Here is a 15,575-nt window from a genome sequence, read left to right as displayed (position 1 = left end):
ACTTTGATAAGGAGAATGTTAGCGCAAAGCTAGCTTTTCCTCGTAGCGACTCTTCGCCAAGAAAGCCGGATAATCTTCGATGTTCAGCATGTCGTAGATGGCCTGCTTCTTATCCGGTAGCTCCTCGTAGTAGGCTTGGCAGATTTTGTAGCCCATATAATACCCCAGGTCAGCAGGCTTCTCGGGAGTTTCTTGGTCGCCGTTGGCAATCCAATTGCGCCAACTGGTACCGGCCATTTCCTGCTGGAAATTAACCCAGAGCTCTTTCTCGTGCTGATTGCCGTACGCTGCCAAACGAGCGTTTGGGTTTTTGCCCGTGATTAGCTCGGCTAGGAAGTCGGCCATGCCCTCGTGAATAGCACCTTGCAGCAAGGTTCGGCCCTTGGGCTTTTTCTGAATGATGTGGATGTGCTCGTGCGCCACAATTGCGGGAAGTTCATCCAGGGCCCCTAGGTTGTTACGCTCCCACAGCGTCAGCTCGCCGAGCGGTGTGGCGGCGGAGCGCGCTTCCATGTCGGCGCTGATGAGCATGCCGTTGCCGGAAACCGTGCCACCGGCGTTGAAGCGCCCGATGACAAAGTACACACTCGGAAACCAGGCCGGCGGATACAGCTCTTTTAACTTAATAAAGCCAGCCCGAATCTGCTTTTTCATGGCCGCCACCTGCTCCGTATTAGATCGGATGGCGGGGTAAAAGGCACGCTTGCTGTCTAGGTTTTTCACGAACAAGTGCGTGGACCGGATCTTACTCAGGTAATAATCCTGCAAGCCAACGGTGCCTTTGTCGAAGTACTGCTGCTGATATATTTCCTCCTTCAACCCTGGGTTTTTGAGCGTAGCGTCGTAGGCTTTCCAGAACAAATCAATGTCGCTGGTCACCAACTTTGCCTTTCTTGGGTTGAGCTGCTTCGCCTCCACTTTGCTCATCCGCCGTAGGATGGCGTTGAATTCAGGAAGTTGTCTTAGGCTGACCAGATCATCGTCTTCCTTAGCCAGCGCCACGTTGTGCCAACCTAGCTTAGCCGCGGCTTTCAGTTCGGCTAGTGCCTGCTCAACGGCGCTGGCCCGGGCGTAAGCGCAGGCAGCGTTATAATGCGCGTTGGCCTTGGCCGTCTGGTACTTTTCAACTTCCGCTTGCTGCTGGTAGAGACTGGCCCCTTTTATCAGATCATTGGTTCTCATTGCTCGGCGCGTCTGTGCCTGCAAGCTATCCAGACGCATCGTACTCGGCTGCCCGTAGCCTACGGCAGCCACAAGCAGTAAGAGCACTACTGCGACACTCTTCTTGGTCATAGAATTCATTCTGCCTGGCGGCACCTCCCTCAGCAGATCAGTGACTTACTAATCACGCTGATAGGTAAAGAACAAACCTATTTCAACCAAGTTCACCCTAGGTGTGAAGACTGCCAGCAAAAAAGCACTTCCTGCTGAGCAGAGAAAAGCGCTGGGACTTTGCGGTCCACACTCGAGGATTAGAGGTCCTAGCCTCCCTACTTCTTCGCACCCGGCAGCATGCGCTTCACGGCCAAGTAATCTAGGTAATAGAGCACCTTCACCGACAACGAGTTATTGTGCGGCGTGTTCATCGTGTTGCTTAGGTTGTTGAAGTAGAGCGGCGTCGCTTCGTTGGCTTCCAGAAAGCTAGAGCCCGCATTTTTCCACACTACGCTCATCTGCGAGCCGGGTGCAAACCACCACGAAAACACCGCGTCCACGTTGAAAGCGTTGAAGCTCGTGTCGCGGTTGCGGCGATAGTCGGCGGGTGTTTCTTTGCCATCTTCCCCTAGGCTGCTGAAGTCGCGGTAGTGCACGGTGCTGGTATAGTGGCGCATACGAATCGTGAACGACATGCGGTTATTGAAGGTGTAAGCGCCCGACAATGTGTTGGTGATGGTCACGACCCGGCGCCGACCTAGCAAAGGTGCGTTCATGAAGTCCACGTCAAGGGGCTCGTCTTGGTTCAGGGCGCCAGCGTAGCCAATCTGGTTCTGGCGCACGCCCCAACTCAAATCGTAGCGAAACGTGAGTTGGTTGCTTATACGGTAGCGCGGGCTCAGGCTCACGTCGTAGCCGGTGCGGCCGGTGCGGTTGCCATCGTTGGCGTGCCAGCGTCCTCGTACGTTCACGTCGTATGCTAGCTTCTTCCGGGCGTCGGAGGAGACAAAGGCCGCAGCGCCGATGTTAGCCGGCACTCGCACGTAATATTCACCCAATGGCGAGGTGCGCGGCTCGTAGAAGTTGTGCGTGGCGGGCGCGTAGTCGAGGTCGGCACCAACCGTTCGGAAGCTCTTCGTGAATGTGGTGTTGCCACCTGCATAGAAAGTTACGTCCTGGTAGCGCGTCGGTTTGTACAACAGCGATTGGGTCACGCCATAGTAGGTGTACATGTTGTTCACCTTCCAAAAGGGCTTGTACTTGTTATAGTTCAGGTCGATAGATTGGGTGATGTTGTTGTTGCCGAACAGGATACCTAGGTCGTTGGGATTGTAGCTATTCGACTCAATGCCCTGCCGCACTTTCCAGGTGAAGTTGCCGCTGATCTTACCAAAGCCGAGCGAGTACTTATAGCCGTTCTGGTCGTCGATCGGCGCTTCCGAGTTGAAGGCCTGCCCACGCCGCCGCGAGTACACCAGCTGCCCATCTAGAGCGTAGGAGTTGCTCTTGTTAGCAAAGCGGAACAAGCCCCCGGTCACGTTGGCATCGTAGGTAGCCCCGGTGCGCGTCACGTTGGTGTTAATGAGCGAAACGTACGAGTTGTTCTTCAGCGACTGGTCGAGCACGAAGATGTTGTAGTTGGCAAACGGCTGCGTCAGCACCTTCCGCTCGGCACCCAAGCTGTCGCGCAGCGTGGCGTACACGTTGTTGGATAGCGCATTGAACACGCCAACGCCTAGCCCCTTGCTCGTGCGCCCCGAAACCTTGGTGGCGTTCAGCAGCCGCGTTACGCCGGGGTTGCTGACCACTTTCTCACCATCGCGCAGCTGGTTTTCCGCTTCCGAAAACCCAATAGGCTGTGCCCCTACCCGCCGCGAGTAGAACAGATTGCCTTTGTTGAACAGCTCCGTGCCTTCGGTAAAAAACTGGCGGTTCTCTTGGTACTGCACTTCGAAGGGCGAGAGGTTCAGCACTTGATTGTCGCTCTGTACCTGCCCGAAGTCCGGCACTAACGTGGCGTCGAGCGTGAAGCTTTCGTTGATGCCCCACTTCACGTCGGCGCCGCCGTTGAAGCTCGTGCTGGTGTTGCGCGTGCCCTGCTCCTGGTAGGGATAATGGTTGACGTAGGTCGACACGTAGGGCGTGAGCGAGAGGCGCAACGGTGGCTTCAGGTCACGCAAGCCCGCTAGCTCGCCCCACTGGTTCACGAAGCCATCGACCTCGGGCTTGGTCTCGTTCCAGAGAAAATCTTGGTTGGTGCTGCGGCGCCGGCGCATGAAGTTGAGCCCCCACACCTGCTCAGGCGCCGCACTGAAGCGGATAGCGGAGTACGGAATGCGCAGTTCGGCCACCCAATCGGTGCCGTGCAGTGCGGTCCGGCTTTCCCACACGGCATTCCAGCCAAAGTCTTCCCCGCCCGCGGGCGAGTAGCGCGCATCCAGCTGCACGCCGCCGGGCGTCAGGAAGAAGCCGTAGCCGTTGAGTTTGTCGCGGTACGTATCCAAGAACACGGCGAAGAAATCGGTGTTGCTCATGTCGTCGCGCTGGCTCAGCTCCCGGAAGATAGAGTCAGGCGACACGTCATGCATCACCGCCCCGATGTAGAGGGCGGCATCGTCGTAGAGCACACGCACCTCGGTAGGGTGGTTTTCGGGCAAACCTGGATTGGGCCGGTACTGGGTGAACTTGTTGGCCAGCGGCGCCTCTTGCCACATCGGCTCATCAAGCACTCCATCGAGCTTAGGGGCTTGCGTGATTCGCAACGCGTTGAGCTGGCGCTTAGGAGCTAGCTTCGCGGTAGCGGTAGTAGTTGCTTTTTGCCCGTAGCTAGCAAGGAAACTGAGCAGTAAAAAGGCGATAAGAATAATGCGAAAACGCATCGTAATAGGAAGAAAGGAAAGGTGGAGCGATAAGGAAGAGTGGTAGAGTGACTAGCAGGATCGTCTGCGCCGCGGTAAGCAGCTTGGGAGGTTACTAAGACCCAGATGCACACGACGTTCCGACCGTTGCCTAATCGACAGCAACGGGCACAAAAAAGCCGGCATACTCTTTCAAGCAGCCGGCTTTCAAAAGCTAGGTCAGCTTACTCGCTAACAGAAATCTGGATGTTGCGCGAGGATTTACCGTTCGTGCTGGCGGGTACGTCGAGCATTTCGCGGTACTTCTTGGTCAGGCTTTCTGACTGCTTTTTGCCGTTCACAAAAAGGCCTTTGTTGTTGAGCTCAAACTGAAAGCTCTTGTCCTTTTTGCCAAGTACACCATCCTTGCGTAGCTCTTCCCGGATAACGTCGCTGTCAACTGCGGGCGGCATCGGCGGTACGGGAGGCACAGGTGGCACCGAAGCTAGGGGGGGGACACGTGGAACTGGCGGAACCGGAGGCAGCGCACTTAGGCGGGCTGGACGCTCAGGTCTTTCTGGCCGTTCCGGACGCTCGGGTCTTTCTGGACGCTCAGGCCGTTCCGCGTAGGAGGAAGAAGTATGACTAACCGAGTTGCGTACGCTGTTGTAAGATTTGTTGCCGGTAAGTTTGCGTCCGCTCTGGTTTTCGTAGAGGGCTAGGTATTTTTTGTGCAACGCGGCGGGCTGCTTTTTACCATTCACAACTAATTCGGTGGCGCTGATCTTGAGCTGGTAGTTGCCTGGGTCGCTGATTAAGCCATCATCTTCCAGCGCGTCGACCAAGGCATCTTCCAGCGCTTCGCGGCGACTTTCTTCCGCTTCGCGTCGCGCTTCGATCTCCTCCCGTTGCACGTCAAGTCTCTCACGTTGTGCTTCTGTTGCTTCGCGCTTGCTTTCTTCTAGCTCGAGGCGTGCTTCTTCCAGCTCCTGGCGCATCTCCTGCTGGGTCGAAAGCTTTTGCTCCTGAAAACCCTGCAGTGCTTCCCGAATAGTCTGCCGCTCCTCCTCGGTCTTGGCTTCTTTCTCGGCAGCTCGCAAGCCAGTTTCGGCTTGTTTTAGGGCATTGCTGGTAATATGGTCTATATCGATGTTGCTCAGGGCTTGCCGCGCCTCATCCAAGGCCATCCGGGTGATTTCGCTAAGAGACAAATCATTGGCGGCAACCATTTTCTCGGGCAGCTGCACCACTTCTACTTGGGTGCCTTTCTTGCCCTTGGCAGGAGCGGCTGTCTCGATGCGCTGGCCATCCACGTACAAATCAGTCAGGCGGCCTTTCTTATCCTTCTTGATAACGACCGTGCCTGACTTCTTCAAGCTGTCTTCCTGCTCGGGTGTGAGCATGACGGGTTGCGCCAGTACTAAGTGTGTCGGTGTGCCTTGCGTTTTGGCTAGGCTGCTTTCCTCCAAGTTGATCGGCAATTCGCTGAGGCTACCTAGCTTCGTAGCAGGCTGCGGATCAGCCAGCGCGACTGCTGTGCTCAGCAGCCCCACTCCTACCATCACTACGCAAGCCGCCAAAAAGCCCTCGGCAAATGTGGGCGTGCCCCGGCCTTGCACCAGCCGCTTGATGCGACCTAGCAACGAACCGTCGGGACCGATGGCCGACATAGCGAGTTGGGGAACTACGCGAGGCTCAGCGTTCAGTTCAGCTAAGGCCGTCAGGGCGCGAGCGAGGCTCAGGGGGTTGCCGCAAAGCGTAGTCGCAATATCGTCGCAGCAGTTTTCGCGTTCCGTCCGCAGACAGGCCGAAATAAACCACACCGCCGGATGATAGAAAAACAGCGTTTCGACCACTGACTGTAAGAAGTTCATTAGGTAGTCGCGCCGCACAATGTGAGCTAGCTCGTGGGCCAGAATAGCTTCGAGCTGTACTTCGCTCAGGCCAGTGATGGCGCCGAGCGGCAGCAGAATAGCGGGTCGTAAATGCCCTACTACCATGGGGGCCCGCACCAACATCGATTGAAGCAACACCACCGGCTTGCGCAACCCGACTTCGTTGGCTAACATAGCTAGCCGCTCTTCCCACTCAGCTGAGAGTGGCTGCACCCGGTAGTGGCGTATACGCTGCACATAAGCGAGACCACCCAATAACCGCAGCGTCATGGCGAGCAACCCAAGCGCCCAGGCCAGCACTAGCACCGGCATGTTTCGCTCGAAGTACTGTTGCCAAGCAGACAGTGCATTTATCGGCCTAGCCGGCGCACTGGTGCTAGCTACCACTGCCGTGCTACTTGCTGTGGCCGTGCCTACAGCAGAAACTCCGGCTGCGTGCATGGTCGCGGCTGGCATGTTGGTAGTTACGGGAGTCGCATAGTAATAGCGTGCAAACGTGCCCAATGAAAGGAACAGCAACGCAAACAGCGCAGCCGTAGCAGCCACGTAGCGCACTTGCGCGCTATGCCGCTGTAAGAGCAAGAGCAGCCCCGCCAGCGCCAGTGCTACCACAGCACCTTGCCACACGGAGTGAATCAGCATCCAACCCAGGGCGCGGATGAGCGCCGGCGAAAAAGTTTGCTCCAACCAGTTCATTAGTCGTTTGCGTTAGGGTTCTTGTTTTCTTTGTTTTCAATCTCGTTGAGCAGCGACCGAATTTGATCTAGCTCTTCGCGGGAGGTGTGGCGGTTGCCGAGGGCCTGCATCACTAGCTTCATGGCTGAGCCACCGAAAGCCGTATCTACAAACCGGTCGAGCAGCAGGCCCTGCGTTTCTTCTTGGCGCACTGCTGACCGATACACGTGGGTACGGCTGTCATCATCGCGGTGTACAAGGCCTTTTTCCAGCATGAGCTGGAGCAGCTTCAATGTAGTGGTGTAGCCCACGTCGCGCTTCTGGCTGAGTTGGTCGTTCACAAAACGGACAGTGCTTGGGCCGTGCTGCCACAGCACCTGCAAAATTTCTAGTTCCGATTCGGTCGGCTTGGGGAGCGGGGAAGTACTCATACTAACAGGCAAAAGATGATACGAACAGATTCGTATGTCAAACATATACGAATAGAATCGTAGATGCAATTAAATTCTACGATTTATTTCGTAATGTCTAAAAGCACCAGATCAGCTAGGTTTACGCCCAAGGCTGAGAGCACAGGGGCGGCTGTTCATCGATGTTCCGCCCGCATTGATAGAGGCAATTTCGGCCATAGCTGCTGCGTTCGTAGCTTTGACGTGCGGAAGAATGTTCTAAAAAATCCGGAACTTGCTGCCACCTTCGCCCTGTCTTTTAACTCTTACCTCTGTACCCTTTCTTTTTTTACTGTTTTCGCTTTCTATGAAACACCTTCTCTTCGCGGTTTGCTTACTGCTCAGCGCGTTCAGTTTTACTTCTTGCAATAAGAATGACGATGATACTGATGCAATCATTGGCGTATGGTCAGGTGGCGCCCAGTTTGAAGGCGCGCCTCGCAGTGGCGCCGTCACCTTTACCATCAATAACCGAGCGTATGTGGGCCTAGGCTGGAACGGCACTGATAAGTTCAAGGACTTCTGGGTGTACAACCCCGATAACCGCTCTTGGCGTCAGATTGCTCCTTTCCCCGGTGTAGCACGCTACAATGCTGTAGCTTTTGCCGTTGGGAACAAAGGCTATGTAGGTACCGGGTACGACGGGACCAATCGTCTAAGTGATTTCTATGAGTATGACCCCAATGCTAATACTTGGACGAAGAAGAAAGATTTTGCCGGTGGTGCTCGCTACAGTGCTGTAGGTCTATCCATTGGCGACAAAGGTTACGTTGGTACGGGCTACGGTACTATCAGTTCAACAGCAGTTGGTGCTGCCAACCTAAAAGACTTCTGGGAGTACAATCCTTCTACGGACGTTTGGACGCAGAAAGCTAGCCTCTTCGGTAATAAGCGCATTGGTGCAATGGCCTTTACCATCGGAAACTATGGCTACATAGCATCAGGTACGGATAATGGTGCTGTGCTAACCGATAACGAAGCATACGACCCGGCTACTGACACTTGGACCAACATGCGCAGCCTGACCAACAACTCGACTGATGGTTACGATTACAGCGCAGTAGCCCGTAATTATGGCGCGAGCTTCGTTGTGAATGGCAAAGGCTATGTGACGGTAGGCGAAGGAAATAAGTCTGACTGTTGGGAGTTCAACCCCGATGCAGATACTTGGACGCAAAAAACTAATTTCCCTGGTTCTGCTCGGACATATGCAGTAGGATTTGGACTAGGTAGTACAGGCTACGTTGCAACTGGCTCCAACGGTAGCATACGCCTTGATGACGTGTGGGAATTAGCTCCTGATGCAACAGAATAGTAAAACATTATTTCGCAGTTTGTGCGCAGTTGGCAGCTTACTGCTAGCTGCGCTCATTACTTCTTGCTCCGAACCTGGGGCAATTGGTAACGATCTACCCGTCACGACAGATAAAGTAGGTATTACGTACATCGATACGTTCACGGTACGTACGTCCACGGTGCAGCTCGACTCTATTGCGTCGTCTACTAGCTCTACCCTAATGGTAGGTCGCTACGTTGACCCACGCCTAGGCATAGTAGAGGCACGCGGCTTTACTCAAGTAGGGTTAAATAATAGCGCCACTCCTAGTGCTACTACGTCCTACGACTCACTAGTTCTGACATTGCGTACTGATACGTATCGCTACGGTGATACTACACGCACGCAACACTTGCTTGTACAGCGCTTACAGGAAAATTTCGTAGACAAAACGTATTACACCCTTGATGCCTTACGCTACGACGAAACGCCACTCGGGCAGGTCGGATTAACGCAGGCAAAAGAGTACACGTTCCGGGCGCGCCCAGGTGCGCGTACACTCCGTATCCGTTTGACCGACGACCTAGGCCGGGAACTATATCAGCTTGCTCGCGCAGGAGCACTTACTTCACCTGATGACTTACAGGCCCGGTTCAAAGGCTTGGTATTATCGCCAGGTGCTACGGATGACGCCGCTTTATTGCGTTATCTAATAAGTGACGCCAGTTCCAGCTTAAACTTGTACTATCACGAAGCAGCAGCAAGTGATCCTCTTGTATATACCTTTCCGCTGACAACTGGTAGCCGGCACTTCTATCGCTTGCGCGCTAATCGTAGTGCTACGCTCCTAGCTCCGCTCACTAAGCCCTATCAGGCACTGAGCAGTAGCAGCACTGCAGCAGAAACTTACATCCAAGCTGGGCTAGGTTTGTATACGCGCGTAGACATTCCCTACATCAACAACCTCAAGGAATTAGGTGGCACCTTGTCTGTTATCTCGGCCGAACTGACAATGGAAGGCGTGCAGGGTACAGAATCAAGATACTTAGCTCCACCAACTACGATTGCTCTTACACTCACGGATCCTTCTAACCGCAGAGGAGCTATTGTCACGCAGTTGGATGGGAATGCCGTTACGGGTGTATACAACCCATTGGACTCGTCAACAGGCTCTTATCCTAGAATATCGCCAACGACAGGTTTAGAGGTGGTAAACTACAAGTTTCAGTTGACCACTTACCTGCAAGCAGTACTGAATCGTAGCATCCAGAATACTGGCTTGTTGCTGTATCCTACTACTACTGCTGGTGTATTGCGCGGCGTCGTGCCTGACGATGTGACACGCGTCGTGCTGGGGGCAAAGAATAATCGCACTAATCCACTGCAGTTTAGAGTGTATTACGCTCGGGTGCAATGAGGTAGAGGAAGTAGCATCAAGCTAACAACAAAAGAGGCCTAGGTACACGGTGTACCTAGGCCTCTTTTGTTAGAACAAGGAAGAACGTCAGTTACTTGATCCAGCAGAGCTGCGTTTTCTTTTTAAGGTTACACGGGCGCGGGTGCAGATGCCGCCCAGGGGTGGGTTGAACTTCGACACACTCACCTTCACTCCGTGGATATGGGGGAAGCGGGCTAGAATCCGGTCCATTACGCGGTGACCTAGGTGCTCTAGGAGACGTGCTGGGGCTGCCATTTCTTCTGCTACTAAGCGGTAAAGTACTTCGTAGTTGACCGTCTGAGCCAAGTTATCTGAGGCGCCAGCAGCATGAAGATCTGTTTCGATATAGAGGTCTACCCCATACTTATTCCCGATTTTCTGCTCTTCGTCGTAGAAGCCGTGAAATGCAAAAAACTCCATCCCCTCTAACGCTATTTGACCCATGTCTTTTGGTATTATGATACTTGCGAGACTACTCGCGTTTATAAAAATCCGCTTACAAAAAGGCCCACAATAGTACATTGTGGGCCTTTTTGTAAGCTAGCTATGCAACAGTGCATGGAAGCTATATCTCATCGAAAAACGACTTTTCGGCGGCTACCGCCACCATACCGGGGTGCGTAGCCGGTGAAGGCTGCGTAATCTCTGGATGGCTAGGTCCTATAGGTTGAATATCAGGCGCGATGGGCTCAACATTGGGCGCGTCGGGTTCAGGAACTTGCGCCGGGCCAGGCTGGTAGATGCGCGAGGGCTCCGAAATACCTGGATTTTCCAGGGGCGACGGAACGGGTTGAATGTCCGGGCCAGGTGCTTGATCAGGGTTACGAGGGTCAGGCTGCTGACCCGGCTTAGGATTGTAGCTGCCCGGCTGCGGTCCGATGGAGCGTGCTGCCGTGGCGGCGGAACCGCCAAACGTAGCAGCAGAAGCACCAGCTACAGCAGCGCTCGACGAAGTAGAAGAAGTGTTAACAAACATGGGAACGTCAGTTTCAGGTGAAGGATCGGGTCTGTTCACCTTTACGCTAGCCGCCCGCGAAAGGATGGCAGCTACGGCGGCTTTCGGCCGAGCTTTCGCTTTTTCTACTTTATCCAAGGCGTCGGAAGCCAAATGATGCAAGTCGCGCACGAGGCCGTCCAGTTGATTTTCTAGCCGTTGGCACTCCTGTCCTAGGCCAGTAACTTCGGCCTTCATCTCAGCAACCGTCTTTTCGGCCTGCTTGTAGGCATCATCTACCACATTGCGCGCTTTTTGCCGCGCCTCGTTAAGCAGCTGCTCTGCTTTCAGCTGAGCTTCGCGAATACGCAACTCAGCGTCGCGCTGTGCTTGCTCGGTGATGCTATTACCCGTGTCTTCGGCCGTTTTGAGGGTGCGATAAAGCGAGGTTTCCACTTCTCGCATCTTGCTCACTTCATGCGTAGCATGTTCGAGCTTTATGCGCAGTTCTCGGTTCTCGTCACCCATTCGCTCCCACTGCTGGGAAAGCGTGAGCAGGAAAGCCTGAACCTCGTCCTTATCTAGGCCCCGGAAAGCCTTTTCAAACGTCTTTTGCCGAATATCGAGCGCAGTTATCTTCATGTACCAATGACCATTTAACAGTTAACAATCCGTGGTTAACAGTGACAAGGAGCAACTAACCAGGCCGAACCCTCTAAGCAGGCTGCTCGCTCTGACCTGTTACTTGGCAGACGTCAACTGCCAAACCGCGAGGCTACGGTCGTCGCTACACGAAACTAGCCTATTCTGCCGTCCTGACCAAAACAATCGGTTGACGGAGGTTCCGTGTCCCGCGTGGCGTGCCTTGTCCACGACGCGTAACAGCCGGAACGTTTCGGCATCCCACACTTTCACCGATTTATCCATGCTGCACGTAGCCAGCAACAGCCCATCGGGACTGAAAGCGAGATGGTTGATAGCAAATAAGTGCGCCACAATAGCTTGTTGCTCCCGGTAGTCAGCGTCCACTTCCCAAACGCGCAGGTGCGCATCGCGGCCTGCGGTAAGCAAGTAGCGGCTGTCGGGGGTGTACGCTGCGGTGAACACCGAATTGGTCGAGCCTGTGAGCACTTGCTTCACGGCCAGCGAGTCGGCATCCATGACCCGTATTAGCGCGTCGCTGCTGCCAATGGCTAGCTCTCCGCGTTCTTCGTGCAAGGCTAGGCAGCGCAAGCTCTTGTCAGTGACGCGCACCAGCTGTTCCACCCGAAAATCGTCGGCTCGCAAGACCGCCAGCGTCCCATCGCCGAGGGCAGCGTAAAGGCGCCGCCGCCTCGCAGAGTAAGCCAGGTCGAAGATGGCAAAGGGCGGTAAGGCAGTAGCGTGCACTAGTTTCTTATCTGCTAGTGCAATGGCTTGCAGCCCTTGAAAGTTATGACCAATCAGCAGCAGGTCGCGCTCAGGAAGGTAGCGCAGGGCATACACGGAGTTTTCGACGCGGGCAATCAGCTCGCCATCCTGCAACGGATCGTCGATGTTCCAACCAACTACAAACCCATCGGCGCCGGCTGAGTAAAACGTCGGTGCGCCAGGGCTACCCGCCAAGGCGTACACACAGTCGCGGTGCCCAGTGAGGGTACCTAGTTTTTGCACCTCTGGGCGAAAAAGCGGCGGCATACGGTAAGCGGATTAGATGAGGGACAAATTTAGAGCTTACTTCGGGTTCAGTACGGCTAACCTATTTCTGCATGCCTCTCCATTCTGTTACGTCTCTTTCCAGCTCGGTAGTGTTAGGACTATGGCACCTGCAGGAATCCGCCTCGGAACTCAAGGAACAGTTGCCTCACGCGGAACAATACGCCGCACTGCAACCCCTGGGCCGGGATGTTGCCCGCACGACCCAGTGGTGGGCAGGCCGAGTACTGGTACATAGGCTCCTGCCGACTTTCACAACGGCGATACCCGTGTTGCACAACAATGAGAACGGTCGACCATTCTTTCCTGTGCTTCCGCAGTATGCCGTTTCGCTCTCGCACTCAGGCGAATGGCTAGCGGCCATAGTTGCTACACAAGGGTGTGTTGGCATAGATATTGAAATAGTACGCTCAAAGGCCCAAAAGTTAGCTTCTCGTTTTTTGTCAGAAGCTGAGTGGGCCAATGCCGGTGACGAAACGACCAAGTATAGTCTTTACTGGAGCGCCAAAGAAACGCTCTACAAGCTGCACAGTCGCCGGGGTCTGGTGTTTAAGAAGCAAATTATGCTTGACCCGTTTTGGCTGCGGAACGCAGGTGTGTTGACGGGGCACCTGCTGCTAGAAAACTTCCGCAGCCAACACCAGATTTACTATACTTGTCCAGCCACTGGCTACGTCCTCACTTACTGCTACGAGGATCTTCCCTTGCCCCTACCCTCCTGACCCACCTTCATGTCTGTTCGTCGTCTGTCGATTATTGCTGCTGCTACCTTCCTATTCTGCACGGTAGCTATTGGTGTAGCCAGTGCTCAAAGCAACCGCTCCGTCAATGATTTCAGCCTTAAAAACGCCTCCAACACGGAGGTTTCCTTGCGGAGCTACGCAAGTAGCAAAGCTGTCGTTATAGCGTTCGTCAATCCTAGCTGCGCCTTTTCTAAGCTGTATCGCGAGCGGTTTCGCGCCTTAACGGCTACGTACAAAGACCGTGGCGTGCAGTTCATTTTTATCAACGCTCCCATCAACCTAGCCGACGGCCATACCACTGACCCCGGCGATGCCGCTTCACTCCCCTTCTTTATTGATGAAGGGCAAAAAGTAAGCGCTCTACTTGGCGTCACGAAAACACCCGAGGTGGTGCTGCTCCAACCCGTCGGCGACGGGTTTGCGGTACGCTACAAAGGTGCCATCGACGACAACCCTCAAGTGGAGGGCTTCGTGAAGGAGCGCTATCTAGCTACGGCGCTCGACGATGTATTGGCGGGCCGCTCGACGAGCGTAACCGACAAGCGAGCTGCGGGCTGCTTGATCAAGCAACCTTAGTAAAGCCTGAGAGCATCACACGAAAAAGCCCGTCTGCTAAGCATAGTAAGACGGGCTTTTCATTTCAACTGCGCTAGGCTAGCTTATTCGTCTTCATCGTCGGGAGCAGGTGCGGCGTCATCCGTGAGAATAGCAAGTAGCTTACCTACTTCGATTGCTTTGGCTGGTTCCTGCATCTTCTCGAAGCTCAGTATTAAGTTGCGCAAAGCACGTCGTACAATATCGAGGTGCGAGCAAGGCTCGAAGAAGATATCATTGGACGATAGATTCAATTGCGACACATAATGCTCAATGTCGGCGCGCGACAGGATAAGTCCCCGGTTGTAGCAGTTGATATAAAACGGCTCCACCTTACGGTTTTCGGGTCGGTAGGTGAGCACGAACAGGTTGGGCAGGTTTACGCCATAAACAGGTAAATTCAGCCGTTGCGCTACCAGCAGGTAAATCACACATAGCGTTAGCGGATTGCCCCGGCGTGTTTCCAGCACGAGATGCAACATGGAATTAGCCGGCGAGTGAAAATTTTGGGTATTCGCGGCAAAACGGTGCCCCCGAAACATCACATGGTTCAACGCCTGCACCTGATCGGCGGGGTGCATATCGGGGCGCATGAGCGTCCAAGCCTCAAAGCGCAACTGCTCGATGGCGCGGTTTAGCGCTTGAAAGTCAGCATCGGGGTATTGATAGCTGTTGAGTAGCCACATACCTTCCAGCAGGTTCTCACCGCCCGAGTCGCGCCACACGCGCATGCGCTGCTGCAAGGCCTCAAACTGCAGGTTATGAATTAGATCTTCCAAGCGCTCCTGCTGCTTAGGATCTAGGCTTTCCTCCCACGACTCTTCCAGGAAGGGGATAATACTTTCCCCCAACGACTGAATCTTGTCCTGAATTTGGGGCGCAACCTCTGGATCGTCGAGTAAGGAAATAAGGGCTTTAATCTCTTTGTTCGTCATTCACTTAGCTAGGCAGGCTTACCTCCTGCCTTATTCTTGATTCATCGTACGTTGAAATAGGAAAAACCGGTTTCATGCCTTTCAGACGCGAAACCGGTTTGGCTTTCATACTCCAGAAACACTTAAAAAGCGCGGTATCGTTCACGCACTTGCTACAGGTTGAAGGTAGAAAAAGTTAGGAATGGCAATATGAATATTATCGTAAGTAGCTCATTTCAGAATAACCCTAGGTATTATCATAGATTTTCCTTCGGCATTTGCTTTATCTATAAAGCAGCCTTACATCTATCATTTTCATACAGGTTAACTCCTGCCCTTCTGTTGTACGCGACGACTTGGCATTCGCAGCCAAACACAGGCATGTTGTAAGCATACTTTGCTGTTTACTCTGAGTGACCAATTATCTAGAAGTTGTATGCATGTGTCACCGAGGTTTTTAGAAGTTGATACTCGTCCTCCATGATGCCTTCTAGATCAAAACTGATGTAACCGACAATACTGGGCGACTCTTTTAAAACTAGCCTCGCTGTACCATCATCATACCTTTCGAAGCTAGCTAGGTACACTCCGTTGCGAGCAGCTGCGTCTTCATCAGTTGTTTGCAACTTACCAATCTCAAAATAGACATTTGCCGGCCAAGTAGAGCGAAATTCTATGTATAGCTGCTTCGCGTCATCAGCCTTTAACCGCAAGTGCGTATAAATTTTATTGCTCCACTGCTCCAATGTGAATGAAGTAAAGGGAGTAATCAGTGTATAACGTGCTACAATTCGCCAATCATTGGAAATATATTTCCATTCGCCTGGGTTATCTTGAATAAAGCTAGGATGCACAATGGCATTGGCATTTTGTAGGCTGGATGAGAATAACCATTTGCGGAAAGCTTTTAAGGCATAGGACAGGTGCTCCATATTGTGATGTTAACCAGCTTATAACGCTACAAAAGCTA

13 protein-coding genes are annotated in these 15,575 nt (G+C 53.6%); 4 read left to right on the top strand and 9 right to left on the bottom strand.

Annotation, left to right across the window (positions count from 1 at the left end; translation table 11 throughout):
• Nucleotides 1–18: 18 nt before the first annotated feature.
• From SD425_RS05545 to SD425_RS05530, 4 genes are all read right to left on the bottom strand, one after another.
• Nucleotides 19–1,293 carry a TPR end-of-group domain-containing protein gene (locus SD425_RS05545; RefSeq protein ID WP_324676258.1) on the bottom strand — a complete coding sequence of 425 codons (1,275 nt, stop codon included), beginning with the start codon at nt 1,291–1,293 and terminating at the stop codon, nt 19–21.
• 197 nt (nt 1,294–1,490) lie between these two features.
• Nucleotides 1,491–4,034, bottom strand: coding sequence for a DUF5916 domain-containing protein (locus tag SD425_RS05540; RefSeq protein WP_324676256.1), 2,544 nt, complete (start codon nt 4,032–4,034; stop codon nt 1,491–1,493).
• Between the two features lie 203 nt (nt 4,035–4,237).
• Nucleotides 4,238–6,583, bottom strand: coding sequence for a M56 family metallopeptidase (locus SD425_RS05535; RefSeq protein ID WP_324676254.1), 2,346 nt, complete (start codon nt 6,581–6,583; stop codon nt 4,238–4,240).
• Nucleotides 6,583–6,993, bottom strand: coding sequence for a BlaI/MecI/CopY family transcriptional regulator (locus SD425_RS05530; protein WP_324676252.1), 411 nt, complete (start codon nt 6,991–6,993; stop codon nt 6,583–6,585). Before SD425_RS05530 ends, SD425_RS05535 begins: the two co-directional genes overlap by 1 nt.
• 325 nt (nt 6,994–7,318) lie before the next feature.
• Between SD425_RS05530 and SD425_RS05525 the strand changes: the two genes are divergently transcribed.
• Together SD425_RS05525 and SD425_RS05520 are read left to right on the top strand one after the other, a co-directional pair.
• On the top strand, nt 7,319–8,326 hold the full coding sequence (locus SD425_RS05525; RefSeq protein WP_324676250.1) for a Kelch repeat-containing protein: 1,008 nt from the start codon (nt 7,319–7,321) through the stop codon (nt 8,324–8,326).
• Nucleotides 8,313–9,704, top strand: coding sequence for a DUF4270 family protein (locus SD425_RS05520; RefSeq protein ID WP_324676248.1), 1,392 nt, complete (start codon nt 8,313–8,315; stop codon nt 9,702–9,704). The genes SD425_RS05525 and SD425_RS05520 overlap by 14 nt, the downstream gene beginning before the upstream one ends.
• Before the next feature lie 87 nt (nt 9,705–9,791).
• Here SD425_RS05520 and folB read toward each other — a convergent pair whose 3' ends face one another.
• From folB to SD425_RS05505, 3 genes are all read right to left on the bottom strand, one after another.
• Nucleotides 9,792–10,169, bottom strand: a complete 378-nt coding sequence (gene folB, locus SD425_RS05515; RefSeq protein WP_324676246.1) for a dihydroneopterin aldolase — start codon at nt 10,167–10,169, stop codon at nt 9,792–9,794.
• A 121-nt stretch (nt 10,170–10,290) separates the two neighbouring features.
• Entirely contained in the window at nt 10,291–11,301 is a 1,011-nt protein-coding gene (locus SD425_RS05510; protein ID WP_324676244.1) for a DivIVA domain-containing protein, read from the bottom strand.
• A gap of 99 nt (nt 11,302–11,400) precedes the next feature.
• Nucleotides 11,401–12,336 carry a WD40 repeat domain-containing protein gene (locus SD425_RS05505; protein ID WP_324676242.1) on the bottom strand — a complete coding sequence of 312 codons (936 nt, stop codon included), beginning with the start codon at nt 12,334–12,336 and terminating at the stop codon, nt 11,401–11,403.
• Between the two features lie 71 nt (nt 12,337–12,407).
• Between SD425_RS05505 and SD425_RS05500 the strand changes: the two genes are divergently transcribed.
• Nucleotides 12,408–13,076: a 4'-phosphopantetheinyl transferase superfamily protein gene (locus SD425_RS05500; protein ID WP_324676241.1), complete on the top strand. Its 669-nt coding sequence runs from the start codon at nt 12,408–12,410 to the stop codon at nt 13,074–13,076.
• Nucleotides 13,077–13,085: 9 nt separating this feature from the next.
• Entirely contained in the window at nt 13,086–13,673 is a 588-nt protein-coding gene (locus SD425_RS05495; protein WP_324676239.1) for a redoxin domain-containing protein, read from the top strand.
• An 83-nt stretch (nt 13,674–13,756) separates the two neighbouring features.
• On the opposite strand, the gene SD425_RS05490 is transcribed toward SD425_RS05495, so the two are convergent.
• A complete protein-coding gene (locus SD425_RS05490; protein WP_324676237.1) occupies nt 13,757–14,626 on the bottom strand; it encodes a transglutaminase-like domain-containing protein in 870 nt (289 codons plus the stop codon).
• A gap of 404 nt (nt 14,627–15,030) precedes the next feature.
• Complete coding sequence (locus tag SD425_RS05485; RefSeq protein WP_324676235.1) at nt 15,031–15,537, bottom strand: hypothetical protein; 507 nt, start codon at nt 15,535–15,537, stop codon at nt 15,031–15,033.
• Between the last annotated feature and the right edge of the window lie 38 nt (nt 15,538–15,575).

It is taken from the genome of Hymenobacter sp. GOD-10R, from assembly GCF_035609205.1.
GTDB lineage: Bacteria > Bacteroidota > Bacteroidia > Cytophagales > Hymenobacteraceae > Hymenobacter.
This window is presented reverse-complemented; position numbering and strand designations above follow the sequence as displayed.

Bases quoted from the DNA above. Each gene is read 5' to 3' on its own strand.
- SD425_RS05545 (WP_324676258.1), bottom strand. From the start codon at position 1,293: ATGACCAAGAAGAGTGTCGCAGTAGTGCTCTTACTGCTTGTGGCTGCC.
- SD425_RS05540 (WP_324676256.1), bottom strand. From the start codon at position 4,034: ATGCGTTTTCGCATTATTCTTATCGCCTTTTTACTGCTCAGTTTCCTT.
- SD425_RS05535 (WP_324676254.1), bottom strand. From the start codon at position 6,583: ATGAACTGGTTGGAGCAAACTTTTTCGCCGGCGCTCATCCGCGCCCTG.
- SD425_RS05530 (WP_324676252.1), bottom strand. From the start codon at position 6,993: ATGAGTACTTCCCCGCTCCCCAAGCCGACCGAATCGGAACTAGAAATT.
- SD425_RS05525 (WP_324676250.1), top strand. From the start codon at position 7,319: ATGAAACACCTTCTCTTCGCGGTTTGCTTACTGCTCAGCGCGTTCAGT.
- SD425_RS05520 (WP_324676248.1), top strand. From the start codon at position 8,313: ATGCAACAGAATAGTAAAACATTATTTCGCAGTTTGTGCGCAGTTGGC.
- folB (WP_324676246.1), bottom strand. From the start codon at position 10,169: ATGGGTCAAATAGCGTTAGAGGGGATGGAGTTTTTTGCATTTCACGGC.
- SD425_RS05510 (WP_324676244.1), bottom strand. From the start codon at position 11,301: ATGAAGATAACTGCGCTCGATATTCGGCAAAAGACGTTTGAAAAGGCT.
- SD425_RS05505 (WP_324676242.1), bottom strand. From the start codon at position 12,336: ATGCCGCCGCTTTTTCGCCCAGAGGTGCAAAAACTAGGTACCCTCACT.
- SD425_RS05500 (WP_324676241.1), top strand. From the start codon at position 12,408: ATGCCTCTCCATTCTGTTACGTCTCTTTCCAGCTCGGTAGTGTTAGGA.
- SD425_RS05495 (WP_324676239.1), top strand. From the start codon at position 13,086: ATGTCTGTTCGTCGTCTGTCGATTATTGCTGCTGCTACCTTCCTATTC.
- SD425_RS05490 (WP_324676237.1), bottom strand. From the start codon at position 14,626: ATGACGAACAAAGAGATTAAAGCCCTTATTTCCTTACTCGACGATCCA.
- SD425_RS05485 (WP_324676235.1), bottom strand. From the start codon at position 15,537: ATGGAGCACCTGTCCTATGCCTTAAAAGCTTTCCGCAAATGGTTATTC.